Raw genomic sequence first — 18,435 nt, forward strand, 5'->3', positions numbered from 1 at the left:
GGACGGGCCCGCCGGCGCGGACACCGGGCCTTTGGGCACGGACGCCGACCGGGACTGACGGGTCCGTCAACCGCGCGGCGGCTCCGCGAACAGGTCGACCGCGGTGCGCACCTGGGACAGTCCGTGCGCCAGGGCGCTGACCGAGCCGATGGATCCGGCGATCAGCAGCAGGGAGCGGCGCAGCCGCGGGATCTCGGGAGTGCCGTGGGCGGCCATCGCGGCGAGGGCGGCCAGTTCGTCCTCGGCGATGGCACGGTCGGGGAACTCCGCCGGATGCGCGGCGAGTTCACGGCGCAGCCGGGCCACGGCGGTCCGCAGCTCCGTCACCCTGGGATCCTCTTTGCCGCCGGTCGCCGGCCGCCGGTCCAAGCTCCGCAACACAGCCCCTCCCCCTCGCACGCCGTCGTGCGCCGTCCCCTCCGTGGTCCCGTCGGACATCCCTGTCAAGCAGGTCGGGCGCCGGGGGACGCCGATCAGTAAACGCCACCAGGACCGCGGTGCGCCACCGCGGGGACCGAAATTCAGCCCCCGCACACCGGCTCGACCGGGGACGGTCCGCGGTATGCAGGACCCATGACACGCACAGAGGACGAGATCGCGGGACTGGTGCTGGCGGCCGGCGGCGGGCGGCGGCTCGGCGGGCGGCCCAAGGCGCTGCTCGCACACCGGGGCCGGCCGCTGGTGGAGCACGCAGTCGGGACCCTGCGCGCGGCCGGATGCGAACGCGTCCACGTCGTCCTGGGCGCGCGGTCGGCCGAGGTGCGGCGGCGCGCGGCACTGGCCGGCTGCGTGCTCGTGGAGAACCCGCGCTGGGAGCAGGGCATGGGCTCCTCGCTGCGGGCCGGGCTGGACTCCCTCACCGGTACGGAGGCCCGCGCGGTCCTGGTCCTGCTCGTGGACCAGCCCGGCGTGAGCGCCGAGGCGGTGGGCCGGGTGCGGGCCGCGTACCGGGACGAGGGCTCGCTGGTCTCGGCCGCGTACGACGGCGTGCGCGGCCATCCGGTGCTGCTCGGGGCGGCCCACTGGGGCGGCGTCGCGGAGAGTGCGACCGGCGACCGGGGAGCACGCGCCTACCTGAGGGCGCACGAGAGATCGATCACCCTCGTCGAGTGCGGGGACGTGGCACGGGCGTACGACATCGACACCCAGGCCGACCTGGGCCACCTTGAGTGAGCGGGGTGGCACCGAGCGCCACCTTCACTCGATTCGAAGAATCTCGACGTCAACACACCATTGAACTTCCACCATGAGGAAACTACTATCCACATTTCAGAAGCACTCGACCGCTCCTCGGGTGCGAAATGCCGTATTCATAGCCATTGGCACCCCGTGCCACGGCATGGTGGCACTGAACGTGGTTCGCTGAAGAAGCTCCCCCGAAGGAAGTGACAGCTCATGTCCGCACCAGCGCCGTCCCCGCTGGCCATCGTCGACGCCGAGCCCCTGCCCCGGCAGGACGAGGTCCTCTCCGACCCGGCGCTCGCCTTCGTGGCCGAGCTGCACCGGCGGTTCACGCCGCGCCGCGACGAACTCCTCGCCCGCCGGGCGCGGCGCCGCGCCGAGATCGCCCGCACCTCCACGCTCGACTTCCTCCCGGAGACGGCCGCGATCCGCGCGGACGACTCCTGGAAGGTGGCCCCGGCTCCCGCGGCCCTGAACGACCGCCGGGTCGAGATCACCGGTCCCACCGACCGCAAGATGACCATCAACGCGCTCAACTCGGGTGCGAAGGTCTGGCTCGCCGACTTCGAGGACGCCTCCGCCCCCACCTGGGAGAACGTGGTCCTCGGCCAGCTCAACCTGATCGACGCCTACACCCGGAACATCGACTTCACGGACCCCGGCTCCGGCAAGTCCTACGCGCTGCGCCCGAACGAGGAGCTCGCCACGGTCGTCATGCGCCCGCGCGGCTGGCACCTGAACGAGCGCCACCTCGTCGACGCGGACGGCACCCAGGTGCCGGGCGCCTTCGTCGACTTCGGCCTGTACTTCTTCCACAACGCCCAGCGCCTGCTCGACCTCGGCAAGGGCCCGTACTTCTACCTCCCGAAGACGGAGTCGCACCTGGAGGCGCGGCTGTGGAACGACGTGTTCGTCTTCGCCCAGGACTACGTCGGCGTCCCGCAGGGCACCGTGCGCGCCACCGTCCTGATCGAGACGATCACGGCCGCGTACGAGATGGAGGAGATCCTCTACGAACTGCGCGACCACGCCGCCGGGCTGAACGCGGGCCGCTGGGACTACCTGTTCTCCATCGTCAAGAACTTCCGTGACGGCGGGTCCAAGTTCGTCCTGCCGGACCGCAACGCGGTCACGATGACGGCTCCGTTCATGCGCGCCTACACCGAACTCCTCGTGCGCACCTGCCACAAGCGCGGTGCGCACGCGATCGGCGGCATGGCGGCGTTCATCCCCTCCCGCCGGGACGCCGAGGTCAACAAGGTGGCCTTCGAGAAGGTCCGCGCCGACAAGGACCGCGAGGCCGGCGACGGCTTCGACGGCTCCTGGGTGGCCCACCCCGACCTGGTGCCGATCTGCCTGGAGTCCTTCGACAAGGTCCTCGGCGACAAGCCGAACCAGAAGGACCGGCTGCGCGAGGACGTGCATGTCGAGGCGGCCGACCTGATCGCGGTCGACTCCCTCGACGCCAAGCCGACGTACGCGGGCCTGGTCAACGCCGTCCAGGTCGGCATCCGTTACATCGAGGCCTGGCTGCGTGGTCTGGGCGCGGTCGCGATCTTCAACCTGATGGAGGACGCGGCCACCGCGGAGATCTCCCGCTCGCAGATCTGGCAGTGGATCAACGCGGGCGTGGAGTTCGAGAACGGCGAGAAGGTCACGCCGGAGCTGGCCCGCGAGGTCGCCGCCGAGGAACTGGAGAACATCCGCAAGGAGATCGGCGACGAGGCCTTCGCCGCCGGTCACTGGCAGCAGGCCCACGACCTGCTGCTCCAGGTCTCCCTCGACGAGGACTACGCCGACTTCCTGACCCTGCCGGCGTACGAGCAGCTCCAGGGCTGACAACCGCACCGCGCGAAGTGGCCCCGGAACCCTCCGGGGCCACTTCGCGCCGTGTGCCCCGGCGCATCCCAGGCGCAGGAACCAATCCCGTGCTGCGACCGATCACCCCAGGCGCCCAGACCAATCCCGCGCCGCAACCAGTCACCCCAGGCGCCCAGACCAATCCCGCGCCGCGGCCGGTCACCCCAGGTGCACGGACCAGCCCCGCGCCGCGGCCGGTCACCCCAGGCACACGAACCAGCCCCGCGCCGCGGCCGGTCACCCCAGGCACACGAACCAGCCCCGCGCCGCGGCCGGTCACCCCAGGCACACGAACCAGCCCCGCGCCGCGGCCGGTCACCCCAGGTGCACGGACCAGTCCTGCGCCGCGGCCGGTCTGCCGTGCAGGTCGGGGACGCGTTTGAGCCAGTCCGGTCGGCCCGCCCGGGTCCGCGCGGCCCGCCGGGACTCCTCCGCCGCCAGCTCCTCGCGGGTGGGGAAGTCGGTGGGCAGCCAGGCCGGGGAGGCCTCGACGCGGGCGGCGAGGTAGTCGACGTAGGCGTGCCGGGCCTCGTCCGGGCCGGCGAAGCCGGGCTCGTCGGCGAGCCAGGTGTCCGGCACCTCGGCGAGGACGGACCGCAGCAGCTCCCGGGTCACCCTGGGGGCCAGTTCGGCGTCGGCGGCCCGCACGTCCGGCGCGTACCGGCCCAGCGCGTGGTGGCGGAAGTCGTAGGCCTTCCCCGGTTCCGAGGCGTCCCAGCGGTGGTGGAAGACCAGGGCCGCACCGTGGTCGATGAGCCACAGGCGCGGCGGCGCGGTGCCGAAGGTCGGCCACACCATCAGGTTCGAGCTGTGGACGGTGCGGTCCACGTTCACGGTCAGCGCGTCCAGCCAGACGATCCGGCCCGCCTCCACGGGGTCCACCGGAAAGTGGTCGGCAACCTCGGGGGTGAAGTCCGCGGCGCCCGGCAGGAAGTCCATGCCGAGGTTCACGCCCGGGCTCGCGTCGAGCAGGTCGCGCACCTCCTGGTGGGGTTCGTGCGCGGCGAGCGCGGGGTCGAAGTGCACGAGGACCAGCTCGGGGAACCGCAGTCCGAGGGCGCGCGCCAGCTCACCCACGATCACCTCGGCGACCAGCGCCTTGCGGCCCTGCGCGGAGCCGGTGAACTTCACCACGTACGTGCCGAGGTCGTCGGCCTCGACGACTCCGGGTACGGAGCCACCGGACCGCAGCGGCGCTATGTAGCGGGTGGCGTGGACCTCAGTGAGCATCCTCCCAGGCTATACGGGGAGAATCCGGCGAGTTTCGACTGGCGTGCCGATCCCTCCGCGCGCCCCCGGTCGCCCGCTGGCGCCGCGTGCCAGCGGGATGCCAGCGGAAGACGTGCCGAACGGTAAGCGGAGGCCGCTGGAATGGTCCCGTACCCCACACGGCGGAGGCCGCCGGCCACGGCGGTCCGCCCCGACTCATCGGGAGGCACCATGAACAAGGACCTGAGCACCCTCGCGGACGAGATCCTCGAGCTCGAGGCCGAGACCTTCGAGATCTCCGACTACTCGGACGCCAGCGAGGTCGTGCTGGCCGGCTGCACCAGCACCAGCTCCACCTCGACCTCCAGCTCCACCTGCAGCACCACCTCCTGCTCCGCCTGAGCCCAGGTCCGGTGCGGCAGCGCCCGGTTCGCGCCGTCTCTCGTCAAGAGGCGGTCGCGAACCGGGCGTTTGCCGTGCCCGCGGACCGGCCGCACCGGCGCCCGGCGGCACGCGCCCCGGCCCCGGGCCGGCCGGGGCGGGAGTGAATGCCGTGACAAGGTTTGGAGAACGCCATACACCAAACGCGCCTGCCTTCTCTGAAGCGTCCGTCCGGCACGGGACGCCGACAGGTCCGTAACCAGTAACTACACTGGCACCAAAGTAAGTTGACGAATAGTCAGTGGCTGAAATCCATCCCTTGAGCATTGCTTGACCGCCTCTTGACCCGCGGTCTACGCCAGTAGACACTCACCACTGCCACAAGGCCGAATCGTTTCGTGAAGGCGACTTCACACGTGCTCCGTCCCGCCCGCACCAGAGGGGAGACCTGGGTCCTGCGTGAGCCACCGCTCCCGGCAGGGGCGGCCATGGCGGCAGGACACCACTTCCCTGAAGGCGCCGTGGTGAGCCGGTCCGGCAGGTGTTCGACGGTCAACGGGGGAACTCGGTGCGTTTTCAGTTGCTCGGTCCGCTCAGCATCACCGACGGGCGTGACGTGGTCGTTCTTCCGCCGTCCAAACCGACGTCGCTGCTGGCGGCGCTGCTGGTCCGCCCCGGCGAGGTGGTCCCGACGGATCGTCTCCGGCAGGCCGTCTGGGGGGAGGAGCAGCCGGCGACGGCGAAAGCGGCCCTGCAGAGTTGCGTCCTGCGGCTGCGCCGCCTCTTCGCGAAGTACGACATAGAGGAGCAGTCGGTGGTCGCGGTCGCCGGGGGCTACCGCCTCCCGGCCGACAGCGACACCCTGGACCTGCTGCACTTCCGCCGCCTGGTGTCCAGGGCGGCCGGGGCCGGAGAGTCCGAACTCCCCTTGCTGCGCACGGCACTCGGTCTGTGGCGGGGACCGCTTCTCGCCAATGTCCCCTCCGAACTCATACACCGCGACGAGGTGCCCCGGCTGGTCGAGGAACGCCTGCGCGTCCTGGAACGTGTCTGCGAGATCCAACTGGCCCGGGGACGATGCCGCGAGGTCCTGGTGGACCTCTGGGAGGCCACCCGGACCCACCCCGAGCACGAGGGATTCGCCGCCCAGTTGATGCGGGCGCTCTACCGGGTGGGGCGGCAGATCGAGGCGCTGGCCGAGTACCGGCGGATCAGGACGCACCTGCGGGACGAACTCGGCGTCGACCCGGGCGTGGAACTGCAGAGCCTGGAACTGGCCATCCTGCGCGGCGACGAATCCCGTGGCCCGGCCTTCGAGGCCACGCCGCTCACACTGACGTCGCACGTGGTACCCGCGGCGGGCGACGCCACGGCCGACGACCCCGCGGCGCAGCACGGGCGCACCGCTTCGGCCGGACCCGTCCCGCCCGCCGGCGGCCGCGTGTCCCCGGGTCCGGCCGACCCGCCCGGACCCCGACTGCCCCACGTCCCCGGCTTCACCGGGCGCACCCGTGAGACCGCCCACCTGGTGAGCCATCTGAGCGGCGGCGGCCGAAGTGACGGGCGGGCGGATGCCGCCCCGGTGATCGCGGTGATCTCCGGGGGCCCCGGCATGGGCAAGACCGCGCTGGCCCTGCACGCCGCGCAGCTGGTGGCGGACCGGTACCCCGCGGGCGGCGTGCTGCTTCGGCTGACCGGACCCGACGGTGCGCCACGACCCGCCGACGAGGCGGCCGCCGAACTGCGCTCCCTGCTCCCCGCCGGCGCTTCCCGCGGATCGTGCCTGGTGATACTCGACGATGTCGTGCACCCGGACCAGGCGCGCGGGCTGCTCGACGTGAGCGGCTGCGGCGCCGTCGTCGTCACCAGCCGTCTGGGACTGGCCGCCCTGGTCGCCACGCACGGCCCGGCGGTGCTTCAGCTGGGTGCCCTGTCGCCGCAGGAGTCCCACGCGCTCCTCACCGCCGTCCTGGGTCATGAACGGGTGGCGGCCGAGGCCACGGCCGCACGAACCCTCACGGACACGTGCGGACATGTCCCGCTGGCCCTGCGGATCGTCGCGGCCCGGCTGCTGACCCGGCCGAAGCTGCGCCTGGCGGACTACGCCGCGTGGCTGCGGCGGGACCTGCCCGCCCGGCTGGCCCTGCCCGACGACCCCCGGATGTCCGTGCCGCTGGCCCTCGACGCGGCCCTGGACCGGCTGCCCGCCCCGCTGGCCGACGCGCACCTGCGCCTGGCGCGACTGACCGGGCAGATCACCGGACCGGCCGCGGCCGCCGCACTCTCCGTCTCCGAGACACACGCCGAGGAACTGCTCGAACGGCTCCTCGACACCGGGCTCCTCGACGAGGCGCAGCCAGGGACGCTCCGGATGAACACCCTGTTCCGCGCCCACGCGCTGCACAGGGCCGCCCGGACCGGCGACATCCCGCAGGCCGTCGGCTCCCCGGCCCGGCGCGCGCTTCCGTCCGGAGCCACCTGACGGCCCCGGCGCCACTGCGCGGAACCCGGCTCGGCTCGGCCGGCCCACACCACGAACGCCCCGCCCTTTCCCACCTGTTCAGACCAGAGCGGCCGACAGGCCCCGACCCGGAGGTGCGATCCCCGCATGCCCACGACGCCGTACGAGGAGACCGCGCGCACCCGGCCCAGGGTGCGCCGCGACGTGCTGTTCACCGAGACGCCGGGCGGCGTGATCTTCCACAACGCCGACGGTGGTTTCCAGCTCAGCTCCCCGTCCGCCTACCGGTTCGCCACCCTCCTCGTCCCGCACCTGGACGGGAGCCGGACCGTGGCGGAGATCTGCGCCGGCTTCAAGGACCCGCAGAAAGCGATGGTGGGCGGCCTGGTCAAGGCGCTCTACGCGCGCGGATTCGCCCGGCCCGTTCCGGACCCCGCCAAGGAGAGACCGGGCGCGTCGGTGGAACCGGCGGTCGCCGCCCGCTTCGGGCAGCAGATCGCCTACATCGACCACTACGCCGACGACGCCGGGAGCAGATTCGCCGCGTTCCGCGGCACCCGCGTCGCCGTGCTCGGCGACGGACCGGTCGCCCGTTGGTGCGCGGTCTCCTTGATCCGCAACGGCTGCGCCTTCGTCGGCGTGGAGGCCGCTCTGACCGAAAACCCCGCCACCGCCGCCGAGTTCGGCGCGCTCAGGGCCGAGGCGGCGGAGCTCACCGCGCAGGGCAGCCCGGCCGAGGTGGCGGTGCTGCCCGACGCCGGACCCGGCGCGGCGGGCGGCTGGAACGCGTACGAGGGGTACGACGTGGTGGTCGCCGCCTGCGGTCGCGACGCGTTCCGGACCGCGATCGCCCTGCTCGGCCGGGGCGTTCCGGACGGCCGCCTCCTGCTCCCCGCCTGGACCTTCGGTGACCGGGCGGTGGTCGGACCGGTCGGCGCCCCGGACTCCGTCGGGTGCGTGGCCTGCGCGGCGCTGCGGCTCGGCGCGACGGGGGACGCGGCGGTCGCGGCCGACCTCTGGAGCGGCCTGGCGCTGGGGGGCGCTCCCGGACCCGGGCCGCGCGGCCCGCTCGCCGCGATGCTCGGCAACCTGCTCGGCTACGAAGTGTTCCGGCTGGTCACCAAGGCACTGCCGGCCGAGACCCGGGGACAGGTTCTGCTCCAGGACATGGCCTCCTTCGACGTCCTGGCGGAGCGGCTGCTGCCCCATCCACGCTGCCCGTTCTGCCCGATCCGGCCCGACTGTCCCGAGCCCGTCGACCTGACCGCGGCCCCCGAGCGGCCCGCCTTCCAGCCGGTCGTCGCCACCGCCCCGGACGACGGCGCGACCGAGGGGCCACTCGCCGAGCTCGACCGCCGCTCGCTCGCGGTCCGGCCGTCCGTCGGAGTCTTCACCCGGTACGCGGACGAACCGGTCACCCAGACCCCGCTGAAGGTCGGCGCCGTGGAGATCGGTCTGGGCGCGGCCGGAACCCGCACCGTCGCCGCGTTCGACGTCCATCACACCGCGGGCGCCCGCCTGCGGGCCCTCAACGCCGCCGCCGAGGTCTACGCCGAACACGTGGTGCCCGCCTTCCCCGCCCCGAACGGCACTTCCCGCGCGGACCACCCGGACACGCTGCCGAAGGTGGACCCGGACACGCTGACCACGGCCACCGGCGCCGGAGGCGATCCGGTCGCCTCCTGGGTGGCGGCCACGTCGCTGCTGACCAAGGAACGGACACTGGTGCCGGCCGGCGCCGTACGGCCCTTCGGGCCGGACAACCAGGACCGTCGGTTCGAGCCGTCCCGCGCCGGAGCCGGCGCGGGCGACGGCCTCCCGGAGGCCGCGGCGGCCGGCCTGCTGTCCGCGCTCGCCCACGACGCGCTCCAGCGGTCCGTGCGAGGGACCGGGCGCACCACGGTGATCTCCCCGGCCGAGTTCGCCGACGACCCCGAGACGACCTTCCTGCTGCGTTCCGCCGGGCATCTGGAACTGGACGTCGAAGTCCTCGACCTCGGGGAGGCGGACCACACCGGGGTGTCCGTCGTGCTGGCCAGGACCCGTCCGACGGAGCCCGACCAGCCGTGCCGCTGGGCCACCGGCGCCGCCCTGGACCGGGCGGCCGCGGCCACCGACGCCCTGCGCGACCTGCTCGGCACGGTCCAGGTCGCCGCGGAGGGAGTGCTGGGCGCGCCCGACACCGGTGACCCGCTGCTGGCGGACCTCGACGCGGCCCTGATACCGGTCACGGCACAGGAGGACGCCACCGGCCGGCCCGCGGTGACCTGGACGGACGTCCTGGAGCGCCTGGCCGCCGCCGGGCGTGACGCCCTCGTCGTGCCCACGCACGCGGCCGACCTGCCCGCCGCCGGCATCCACACCGTCCGGGTCCTGCTCACCAAGGCGGCCGGCGATGACCGTTGACCTCGTCGAGGCCACCGTCGACGGGGCCGAGGAGCCGCGACGAGAGGCGTGCCGCCTCTTCGCGGAGGAACTCCGCCACGCCCTGACCGAACTGCCGTCCGGGCCGGGCCGCCGGGTTCCCGTCATCGAGGTCTCCGCGCTCGGTGTGCGGGACGCCTTCGCCGCCCCCACCAGTGCCTTCGCCGCCCCCACCAGTGCCACACGCGGCACGCTCCCGGTGCACCTGTACGGCCGGCAGGTGCTGGTCGGTCCCTGGCCCGCCGAGGGGCGGGCCGGCTGCGGCGAGTGTCTGCGGCGCCGCTGGCAGGGGGTGCGCTCCGTCGGCCTGCGGGAGGGCATCGAGTTGCGCGGCGGGACCCGGGAGGCGGGCCACTGGCCCTACCGGGTGCCGTTCGCCGCGCAGGCCGTCGCCGCGCTGATCGCCCGGCTCGGCGCCGCTCCCCGGGACGCCCGGCGACCGTTCCCCGACGTATGGCTGGTGGACCTGGAGAAGCTGACGGTCCGTCACCATCCGCTGGTGCCCGAGCCGGACTGCCCCGGCTGCGGCACACCGGAGCCGGTGACCGCCGAGTCGGCCGCTCTCGTCCTGCGGCCCGCGCCCAAGTACCGGCCGGGCGTCAGCAGGGTCCGGCCGGTGGACGCGTACGGCCTCCAGGTGGACGCGTTCGCCAACCCCCACTGGGGCGCCGTCGGGCCGTCGGTGGTGTGTGACGTCACCTCGCCGACCACCTCGGCCACCGTGGGCTGCTTCTCCAGCCGCTCCGGCGACTATCTGCGGGAGACGTTCTGGGGCGGTCACGCCGACACGTATCACGCCAGTACCCGGATCGGCGTCCTGGAGGGCCTCGAACGCTTCGCCGGGATGCGCGCCCGGGGCCGCGCCCTCACCCTGACCGCCTCCCTGGACGATCTCGGGCCGACCGCCGTCGACCCGCGCGAGACCGGCCTGTACACGGACGGCTTCCACCGGGCCAACCCATGGGTGCCGCCGTTCACCCCGGACCGTCCGATCCCCTGGGTGTGGGGCTGGTCGCTGCGGGACGCGCGCCCCCGCCCCGTCCCGGAGATCCTCGCCTTCTACCACAAGCCCGGGATCGAGCACCGGTTCGTCCAGGAGAGCTCCAACGGCTGCGCCTCCGGGGGCAGTCTGGAGGAGGCCGTGCTCAGCGGCCTGATGGAGGTCCTGGAACGGGACGCCTTCCTGCTCGCCTGGCACGGGACGCAGCCGCTGCCCGAGATAGACCCGGCGACCAGCGCCGACCCGCGTACCCGGTTCATGGTGGACCGGATGGCCATGTACGGGTACCGGGCCAGGTTCTTCGACACCCGGATCACCTTCCCGGTCCCCGTGGTCACCGCGGTCGCCGAACGGTTCGACGGCGGCCTCGCCCGGATGTGCTTCGGGGCCGGAGCCGCCCTCGCCCCCGAGGCCGCTCTCGCCGCGGCCCTGTGCGAGATCGCCACCGACTCGGTGCAGCTCCTCCAGCGGTTCCGGCGCAACGAGTCCGGGTACCGCGCCATGGCCGAGGACTTCGAGAAGATCACCAGCCTGCACGACCATCCGCTGGTCTACGCGGTGCCGGAGATGGGCCGCCACGCCGACTTCCTGCTCCGCCCGGCCTCGCCCCCCGACCCACTGGGCGTGGCCGACCTGCGCTGGACCCGCACCGACGGCTCCGGTCCGGACGTACGGGACGATCTGCTCGCCGCGGTGGACGCCGTGACGTCCGCCGGATTCGACGTGGTCGTCGTCGACCAGACCACGCCCGAGCAGCGCGCTCTCGGTCTGCACACCGTGAAGGTGCTGGTGCCCGGGCTGCTCCCGCTCGACTTCGGCTGGACGCGGCAGCGCGCCCGGCACATGCCCCGGATGCGCACCGCACTGCGCGAGGCGGGCCTGCGGCCGGACGACCTCGCCGTGACCGATCTCAATCCCGGCCCGCACCCGTTCCCGTGACCGGCCGTCCGTCCGTCAGCCCCCGGCGCGAGTGCGCCGAAGAACCGAGCAGAACCCAGAAAGCCCAGAAAACCCAGGAAACCCAGGAACCGAGGAACCGAGGAAAGGGGGATCCCATGGGGTACGCCCATGAGTACGCGCACGCCATCCTGCACCGCGGCCGCGTCCCGATGGAACCCACCGACCATGTCGTGAACTGGGCCGACGGCCCGCGCAAGGGCAAGTACTACCCGAACGCCGAGGCGTTCGCCCTGCCCGGCACCGAGGACCTCGCCGACGTCCCGATCGCGCCGGGCCTGCTGCCCGGCAGCGCCCAGGACCAAGACGCCGACGGCTCGCCCGGGTTCAGCCTCCCGCTGCTGTCGGCGATGCTCAAGGACTCCTACGGGCTGACCGGGCGCCGCCTCGGCATCCAGGCCAACACCGACCTGGCCGGGCTGCCGTTCTACACCCACGCGAACTGGTCGCGCGGCACCGCGGGCGGCGGCGGGCTGTACCCGGTGAGCATCCACTGGGCATCCGGCCCCTCGGGCCCCCTCACCCCGGGTCTCCACTACTACGACATCCACCGGCACGCCCTGCAGCGGCTGCTGGCGGGCGACGTCACGGACCGGGTCCGCGACGCGCTCGGCCCGGACGCGCCCGAAGAGGCCCTCGACACCGACCAGTACCTGGTCCTCGGCGTCAAGTACTGGCAGAACTCCTTCAAGTACAACAGCTTCTCGTTCCATGTGGTCTCCACCGACCTCGGCACCCTGGTGCAGACCTGGCGGATCTGGGCCGCCGCCCGGGGCCTGCGGCTCGCCCCCGTGCTCTGGTTCGACGAACCCCGGCTGAACGAACTGCTCGGTGTGGCGGGCGAGGAGGAGACCGTGTTCGCCGTCGTGCCGCTGCACTGGGACGGGCCGGCGCCCCGCCGGGACGCCGCCGCCGGCCAGGACGCCCCGCGCACGGATCCGCGCCACCGGCCCGCCGTCCGGCACCGGGACGTCGAACGCTCGCGCACCCTGCTGGACTTCGACGCGCTGCGTGGCATGCACACCGCGACGCTGGAGGGCGCCGCCGACCGGCCCGGCCCCGGCGCGCTGGCCGCCGCCGCGGCCCTTCCCGACGACGCGGACGGCGTCCGCGTGGCCCTGCCCGAGCCGGCCTTCCCGGACACCGGCGTCCGCCGGGCCCTGCGCGGGCGCCGCTCCAGCTTCGGCAGGTTCGACGCCCGGCGCCCGGTCGGCAGCGGCCACCTCTCGGCGGTCCTGGCGGCCTGCGCCGGGACCCGGCTGGCCGGCGACACCGATCCGTCCGGCGAGATCCGGCTCGCCAGGCTCTACGCCTTCGTCAACCACGTGGAAGGCGTGGAGCAGGGGGCGTACGCGTACGACCCCGACCGTGGTGCCTTGCGTCCGGTCGCCCCCGGCCCGCAGGGATCGTTCCTCCAGGAGAACTACTTCCTGGCCAACTACAACCTGGAGCAGGCCGGCGCGGTCCTGGTGCCCACCGTGCGGACCACCGCCGTGCTGGACGCCCTCGGCGACCGCGGCTACCGGCTCGCCGTCGGCACCGCCGGAGCCGTCGCGCAGAGCTTCTACCTCGCGGCCTCCGCCCTGGGCCTCGGCGCCGGTGTGGCGCTGGGCTTCGACAACGTCTCGTTCGTCGAGCGCCTCGGGCTGGCGGAGGGTGACGAGGCCCCGCTGCTCATCATGGCCCTCGGTCACGAACGGCCCGAGCCCGCCGACTTCCGCCACGAGATCGCCTGACCGCCGCAGAGGATTCCCATGACACCCATAGAGTCCGCCGCCCCGGACATCGACACGGGCGCCGCCTCGGACACCGGCACGGACACCGCCACGGACACCGGCACGGGCGCCGCCGCGGAGCCCGGGACCCGCTGGGAGCCCGGCAGGCGCTTCGTGCTCCGTGCGGCCGGCCTGCCCATCGAGACCGTGCACGGCCTGCGCTGCCCCGGCACCCGCCGCTGGTCCGACGCCGTGCTGGCCGAGGAGGAACGCCTGACGGCCGCCGGAGCGGCCCTCAGCGATCTGCTGCACACCCTGGTCAAGTCGACCACCGGCCCCGACGAGGACCCGGGCGCCGCCGCAGTGCGGCGCGGCCTGCTCAACCTGCGGCGGCAGATCTTCAACAACCGTCTGCCGGCCGACTCCGAGGCCGCCGTCCGCCTGGTGACGGAGCTGGACGGGGAGACCGGCCGGCGCACCGCCCAGTGGTTGCGGGACCGTGCCCGTCTCGAGGAGCTCCGGGCCACCGGAGCGGACCTGATCGCCGGCGAACTCCAGGAAAGCCGCCGCGCGTTGCGCGATGTGCTGACCGACGACCGGCTGCGCCTCGGCCTGCTGCTGGCCTCGCCCGCCCTCGACGGCCGACTGGACGCCTACCTGCGCGACACCAGCCCGCGGCCGGGCAACCGCCTGCGCAAGATCGAGCGTTCCGCGCTGACCTACCTGTACCGCACGGCCTGCAAGACCAGCCCCTTCAGCACCTTCACCGGCATCGGCCTCGGCACCTTCGCGGGCGACCCGAGGGACGACGGGGCCGCCCTGCGCACCGGCGAGGACTGGGTGAGCCACGTACGGCTCAACGTGGTGGTGCTGGCCCGGCTGACCGAACTGATCACGGCCGACCCCGGACGCCGCCGGGACCTGCCGGTGGTCCTCTCCCCGGGCTGGGGACGCGACGCCGACCGCATCCGCTACGTACGCCATGTCATGACCGCGGGCGACGACAGCGCCGCCGTCACCTTCGACGCGGTCCGCGACCGGCTGTTCTTCCTGCGCAGCAGCGGCACCCTGGAACGGCTCCTGGAGTGGTTCGGCGGCCACGAGGCGCCGGTACGCCACCGGGACCTGGTGGACTGGCTCCAGACCGAGCACGACGCCGGACGCGACGAGTGCGAACGGTACGCGTCGGCCCTCCTGGACCTCGGCATGGTGCAGGTGCCGGTGCTCCGCACGGACGTGCACAGCCGCGACCCGCTGCGTTCCTACCAGGAGGCCCTGCGCTCGCTCGGGGTCGCCTGGGCCGACCGGCTGGCCCACCTGCTGGACGGCCCGGCCGGCTGCCTCGCCCGCTACCCCGGGGCCGACGTCGGTGAACGCCGCACCCTGCTGAGCGTCCTGCGCGGTCAACTCCTTGATGCCCAAAGGGAACTGGGAGCGCCGGAGCGGGCCCTTCCGCAGACCTTGGTGTACGAGGACGTCAGCACGGGCGACGACCTGGTCTGCGGGCCCGCCGTGCTGAGCGGGGAGACCGGCCGGGCCCTGCGGGCCGTCGAGGGCGTCCTGCCGCTCTTCGACCTGACGCTGCCTCAGCGCGTCACCCTGCTGGGCTTCTTCATCGCCCGCTACGGCCGCGGGGGACGCTGCGACGACCTGCTCGGCCTGGTCCACGACTTCCACGAGGACTTCTTCGACCAGTACGTGTCCTTCACCTCCAAGCGGGCCTCCTTCGACGAGGACGGCGCCTACGTGCCGGAGGAGAACTGGCTCGGGCAGAGCGAGATGAAGGCCCTCGACCGGGCCCGCCGCCACTTCCACGAGGGCATGCGCGCCCTGTGGCGGCAGCACGGCGGGGGGAACGAGGCCGAGGAGATCGAACTGCCGGACGGGCTGCTCTCCGAGACCGCCGCCGAACTCGCGCCGCTCACCAGCCACTTCATACCGCAGAGCCACCATCTCCAGCTGTCCCGGCCTCCCGGCGGCCGACAACAGGTCGTCCTCAACAAGTCCTACGGCGGAATGGCCTTCCCCTTCAGCCGGTTCACCCACCTCTACGACGGCACCGCACCGGCCGCGGACACGGCGGCACCCGGCTTCTCCGACGCGCTGCGCGAGGAGATGGCGGCCCGCAGTCCGGTCGGCGCCGTGTTCGCGGAGGTCACCGGAGGGCCGGTCAGCAGCAACCTGAACCTGCACGGACGGCTGACCGACCACCAGATCGTCTGCCCGGGCGAGACCAGTTCCGTGCCCGAGGAGGCCCGGATCCACCTCGACGACCTCTACGTCGAACACGACGAGCCGTCGGGACGCCTGGTGCTCCGCTCCCGCCGCCTCGACCGCGAGGTCGTGCCGGTCTACCTCGGCTACCTCGTGCCGATCGCGCTTCCCGAGATCCCGCGCACCCTGCTCCTCCTCTCCCCCAGCACCATGGCCCCCTTCGACGTGTGGGCGGGGGTCCCCGAGGGCGAGGCCGAGAGCGGGGTCACCCGCAGGCCCCGGGTCCGGCACGGGAACGTGGTGGTCAGCCGGCGCGGCTGGACCGCGGACGCGGGGGTCCTGCCGGCCCGGCGCCCCGGAGCCGGGGAGGAGGAGGGCTACCTGGAGTGGCGGCGCTGGCAGCGCGCCCACGGTCTGCCCGACCGCTGCTTCGCCACCGTCTCCCACGCCGGCCAGGGCCCGATCGGGGCCAAGCCCGTCTACGTCGACTTCGACAGCCCGCTGTCCCTGGCCGCGTTCGACGCCCTGGTGGAGCGCAAGCCGGGCACCCGGGTGACCTTCCGGGAAATGCTCCCCGCCGAGGACGGCCTCCACCTCACCTCCCGGCGCGGCCGGCACGTGGCCGAACTCGCCGTGGAGACCTTCACCACCCGCCAACTGCCGCAGTCCAGACCGGAGGTCGCACCGTCATGCCCGAACTGACCGAACCCGCGGGCTTCCGTCCGGCTCCCGAGGACGCCGAACCGTCGCCCTGGCTGGCCCTGCACGTCTTCTACGCCGCCAACCCCCAGCCGCTGCTGGTCAACTGCGTGCGCCCGCTGGTCGGCCAACTCACCGAGGACGGCCTGCTGTCCGGCTACTTCTTCATCAACTACTGGCTGGAGGGGCCACATGTGAGGCTCCGCCTGCGCCCGAGCGGCCCCGGTGCCGAAGCCGAGGTGCGCCGCCGCGCCGAGGAGGCGGTGAACGGCTTCCTGAAGACCCGGCCCGCGCTCTACGAGGTCGACTCCGGCTTCCTCAAGGACTTCTACAACGCCCTGTTCGACATCGAGTTCCCGGGCGAGGACCGGGCCAGGTACATGGGCGCGGACGGCCGGATGAACCTCCGGCCGAACAACTCCTTCTCCCAGGAGGTCTACGCCCCCGAGTACGCCAAGTACGGCGGACCGGCCGGTGTCGCCCTCGCCGAATGGCACTTCCGGCACTCCAGCGACCTGGTCCTGGAGGCGTACCGGAGCATGAACCTGCACCTGCGGACGGTGCTGCTCGGGACCTCCGCCCAGCTGATGATGGTGATGGCGAGCTGTTTCCTCCCCGAGGAGGAGCGGCTCGCGGACTACCTCGACTCCTACTACGCCTTCTGGCACCGGCTGTTCCCCGGTACCAACTTCATCGGGTCCACCGAGTACGAGCGGACCTACGAGCGCATGGCGCCCTCCCTCGGCGCCCGGTTCGCACAGCTCAGGCAGGCCGTGGCGAGCGGCGACCTGACCCGGCTGCCGGCGTTCCTCCGCCGCTGGGCCGAGCACTGCCTGGAACTGCGCGCGAAGGTGGTGGACCTCACCGAGCGCGGTGAACTCGCCTTCCCCGCCTGGGACGGTCCGGCGCGAGAGGACGCCGGCCAGGAGCGCGCCGAGGATCCCGACGCGGCTCCCCTGGTGACCGTCACCCAGGTGCCGGCGGTGCTGCCCCGCCTGCTGTCGCCGTATATGCACATGACCAACAACCGGCTGCATGTGACGATCCGGGACGAGGCATACCTGGCCTTCATTCTGGGCCGGGTCCTGCGCGAGCCGGCCGGCGGACGGCAGGACGCCTCATGAGCGCCACGGACCATTCCGCCACCGACCGTTCCGCCGCGGACCGTTCTGCCACGGACAGTTCCGCCACCGACAGTTCCACCGCGGACCGTTCCGCCGCCGCCCGCGCCTACCGGCCCGCGCTGCGTCCGGGCGTGCTGATCGGTCCGCCCCTGCTGCGCGGCCCGCGCACCGTCCACCTCATCAAGCACCCGGTCAGCGGCGCCGCGTTCGAGGTCGGCCCCAAGGAACACTTCGTCATCAGCCGGCTCGACGGAACCCGGAACCTCGACGACGTCGTGTCCGAGTACGCGGCCCGGTTCAGCCGCAGGCTCCCCGAGGAACAGTGGACCCGGCTGCTCGGCCTGCTCGGCACCCGCGGGCTGCTCGCCGGATCCCCGGATCCCGCACCGCCCGAACCGCCCCCGGCCCGCACCGGCACCTTCTGGAAGGGCAGCCGGCGGACCGTCGCCGACGCGCACAGGACCACCGGCAGCCTCCACCGGCTGCTGCGCCCGCTGCTACGCCCCTGGGCTCAACTGCCGCTGGTAGCCGCCGCATTGGCTATGATCGTCGCAGTGTTCGCGGATCCGGCGGCGCTCCTCGACGGCACGCTGGAACTGCTGACCCGCCCCCTCGTCCTGATCCCGTTCGCGGTCTTCCTCTGGTTCAGCATCTGTCTGCACGAACTCGCCCACGGCATCGCCGCCCGGCACTACGGCGGTGTGGTCACCGAGATCGGGCTGCGCTGGCGGTTCCCGGCCATGATGATGTACTGCACGGTCGACAACTACCTGTTCCTGCCCGGCCTGCGGGCGAAGCTGGTGGTCGCCGCCGCGGGCGCGTACGTCAACCTGGTGCTCCTGCTGCCCTTCGGGCTCTGGTGGGCGCTCCTGGACCCGGCCGACCCGAGCCGCCCGCCGCTCACCGGGATGCTCTTCGTCGGTATCGCGCAGGCCCTGAGCAACCTCGTCCCGCTGCCGCCTCTGGACGGGTACCGCATCCTCGGCCACGCCCTGGGCACCGCCAACCTCGCCCCTGAGACCCGGATCTACCTGACCCTGCGCCGGCGCGGGCGGGACGCCGTCACCGCCTACTCGCGGCGCGCCCGCCGTCTCTACACGTCCTACGCCGTCACGGCGGTCGCTCTGGTGCTGCTCGCGGCGGCCGGCACCTGCACCGCCGTCGTTCTCCTGCTGTTCCGATGACGGTCCCGACCTCGAAAGATCACGC

Annotated in this window: 12 protein-coding genes; 10 read left to right on the top strand and 2 right to left on the bottom strand. The window is 73.1% G+C overall.

All coding sequences use genetic code 11. From position 1 onward, the window contains the following. Positions 1–66: 66 nt before the first annotated feature. Positions 67–381 carry a DUF5955 family protein gene (locus tag ACFY3J_RS26395; protein ID WP_384185297.1) on the bottom strand — a complete coding sequence of 105 codons (315 nt, stop codon included), beginning with the start codon at positions 379–381 and terminating at the stop codon, positions 67–69. Positions 382–573: 192 nt separating this feature from the next. Here ACFY3J_RS26395 and ACFY3J_RS26400 point away from each other — a divergent pair, with 192 nt between their 5' ends. Both ACFY3J_RS26400 and aceB read left to right on the top strand, forming a co-directional pair. Beyond that, the gene (locus tag ACFY3J_RS26400) at positions 574–1,173 is read left to right on the top strand and encodes an NTP transferase domain-containing protein (RefSeq protein WP_390841863.1); all 600 of its coding nucleotides are present in this window, start codon (positions 574–576) and stop codon (positions 1,171–1,173) included. 222 nt (positions 1,174–1,395) lie between these two features. Continuing rightward, positions 1,396–3,021: a malate synthase A gene (aceB, locus tag ACFY3J_RS26405; protein ID WP_390841864.1), complete on the top strand. Its 1,626-nt coding sequence runs from the start codon at positions 1,396–1,398 to the stop codon at positions 3,019–3,021. 336 nt (positions 3,022–3,357) lie between these two features. Here the strand turns inward: aceB and ACFY3J_RS26410 are convergent, their stop codons facing one another. Further along, the gene (locus ACFY3J_RS26410; RefSeq protein ID WP_384185288.1) at positions 3,358–4,272 is read right to left on the bottom strand and encodes a HipA family kinase; all 915 of its coding nucleotides are present in this window, start codon (positions 4,270–4,272) and stop codon (positions 3,358–3,360) included. A 210-nt stretch (positions 4,273–4,482) separates the two neighbouring features. Here ACFY3J_RS26410 and ACFY3J_RS26415 point away from each other — a divergent pair, with 210 nt between their 5' ends. The 8 genes from ACFY3J_RS26415 to ACFY3J_RS26450 all read left to right on the top strand — a co-directional run bounded on the left by ACFY3J_RS26415 (position 4,483) and on the right by ACFY3J_RS26450 (position 18,410). Next, a complete protein-coding gene (locus tag ACFY3J_RS26415; RefSeq protein WP_031128743.1) occupies positions 4,483–4,653 on the top strand; it encodes a thiazolylpeptide-type bacteriocin in 171 nt (56 codons plus the stop codon). Between the two features lie 547 nt (positions 4,654–5,200). Then, a complete protein-coding gene (locus tag ACFY3J_RS26420; RefSeq protein ID WP_384185283.1) occupies positions 5,201–7,114 on the top strand; it encodes a BTAD domain-containing putative transcriptional regulator in 1,914 nt (637 codons plus the stop codon). Positions 7,115–7,240: 126 nt separating this feature from the next. Beyond that, a complete protein-coding gene (locus tag ACFY3J_RS26425; RefSeq protein ID WP_384185280.1) occupies positions 7,241–9,499 on the top strand; it encodes a TOMM precursor leader peptide-binding protein in 2,259 nt (752 codons plus the stop codon). Further along, positions 9,489–11,456: a TOMM precursor leader peptide-binding protein gene (locus ACFY3J_RS26430; protein WP_384185277.1), complete on the top strand. Its 1,968-nt coding sequence runs from the start codon at positions 9,489–9,491 to the stop codon at positions 11,454–11,456. Before ACFY3J_RS26425 ends, ACFY3J_RS26430 begins: the two co-directional genes overlap by 11 nt. 116 nt (positions 11,457–11,572) lie before the next feature. Further along, a complete protein-coding gene (locus tag ACFY3J_RS26435; protein WP_390841865.1) occupies positions 11,573–13,210 on the top strand; it encodes a nitroreductase family protein in 1,638 nt (545 codons plus the stop codon). Positions 13,211–13,228: 18 nt separating this feature from the next. Continuing rightward, the gene (locus ACFY3J_RS26440) at positions 13,229–16,105 is read left to right on the top strand and encodes a lantibiotic dehydratase (protein WP_390841866.1); all 2,877 of its coding nucleotides are present in this window, start codon (positions 13,229–13,231) and stop codon (positions 16,103–16,105) included. Continuing rightward, positions 16,093–17,226, top strand: a complete 1,134-nt coding sequence (locus tag ACFY3J_RS26445; RefSeq protein WP_384185268.1) for a lantibiotic dehydratase C-terminal domain-containing protein — start codon at positions 16,093–16,095, stop codon at positions 17,224–17,226. Before ACFY3J_RS26440 ends, ACFY3J_RS26445 begins: the two co-directional genes overlap by 13 nt. Beyond that, the gene (locus ACFY3J_RS26450; protein ID WP_384185265.1) at positions 17,223–18,410 is read left to right on the top strand and encodes a metalloprotease; all 1,188 of its coding nucleotides are present in this window, start codon (positions 17,223–17,225) and stop codon (positions 18,408–18,410) included. Before ACFY3J_RS26445 ends, ACFY3J_RS26450 begins: the two co-directional genes overlap by 4 nt. The last annotated feature ends 25 nt before the right edge of the window (positions 18,411–18,435 follow it).

The organism is Streptomyces sp. NPDC001231, assembly GCF_042896885.1.
In the GTDB taxonomy this organism is placed as follows: domain Bacteria; phylum Actinomycetota; class Actinomycetes; order Streptomycetales; family Streptomycetaceae; genus Streptomyces.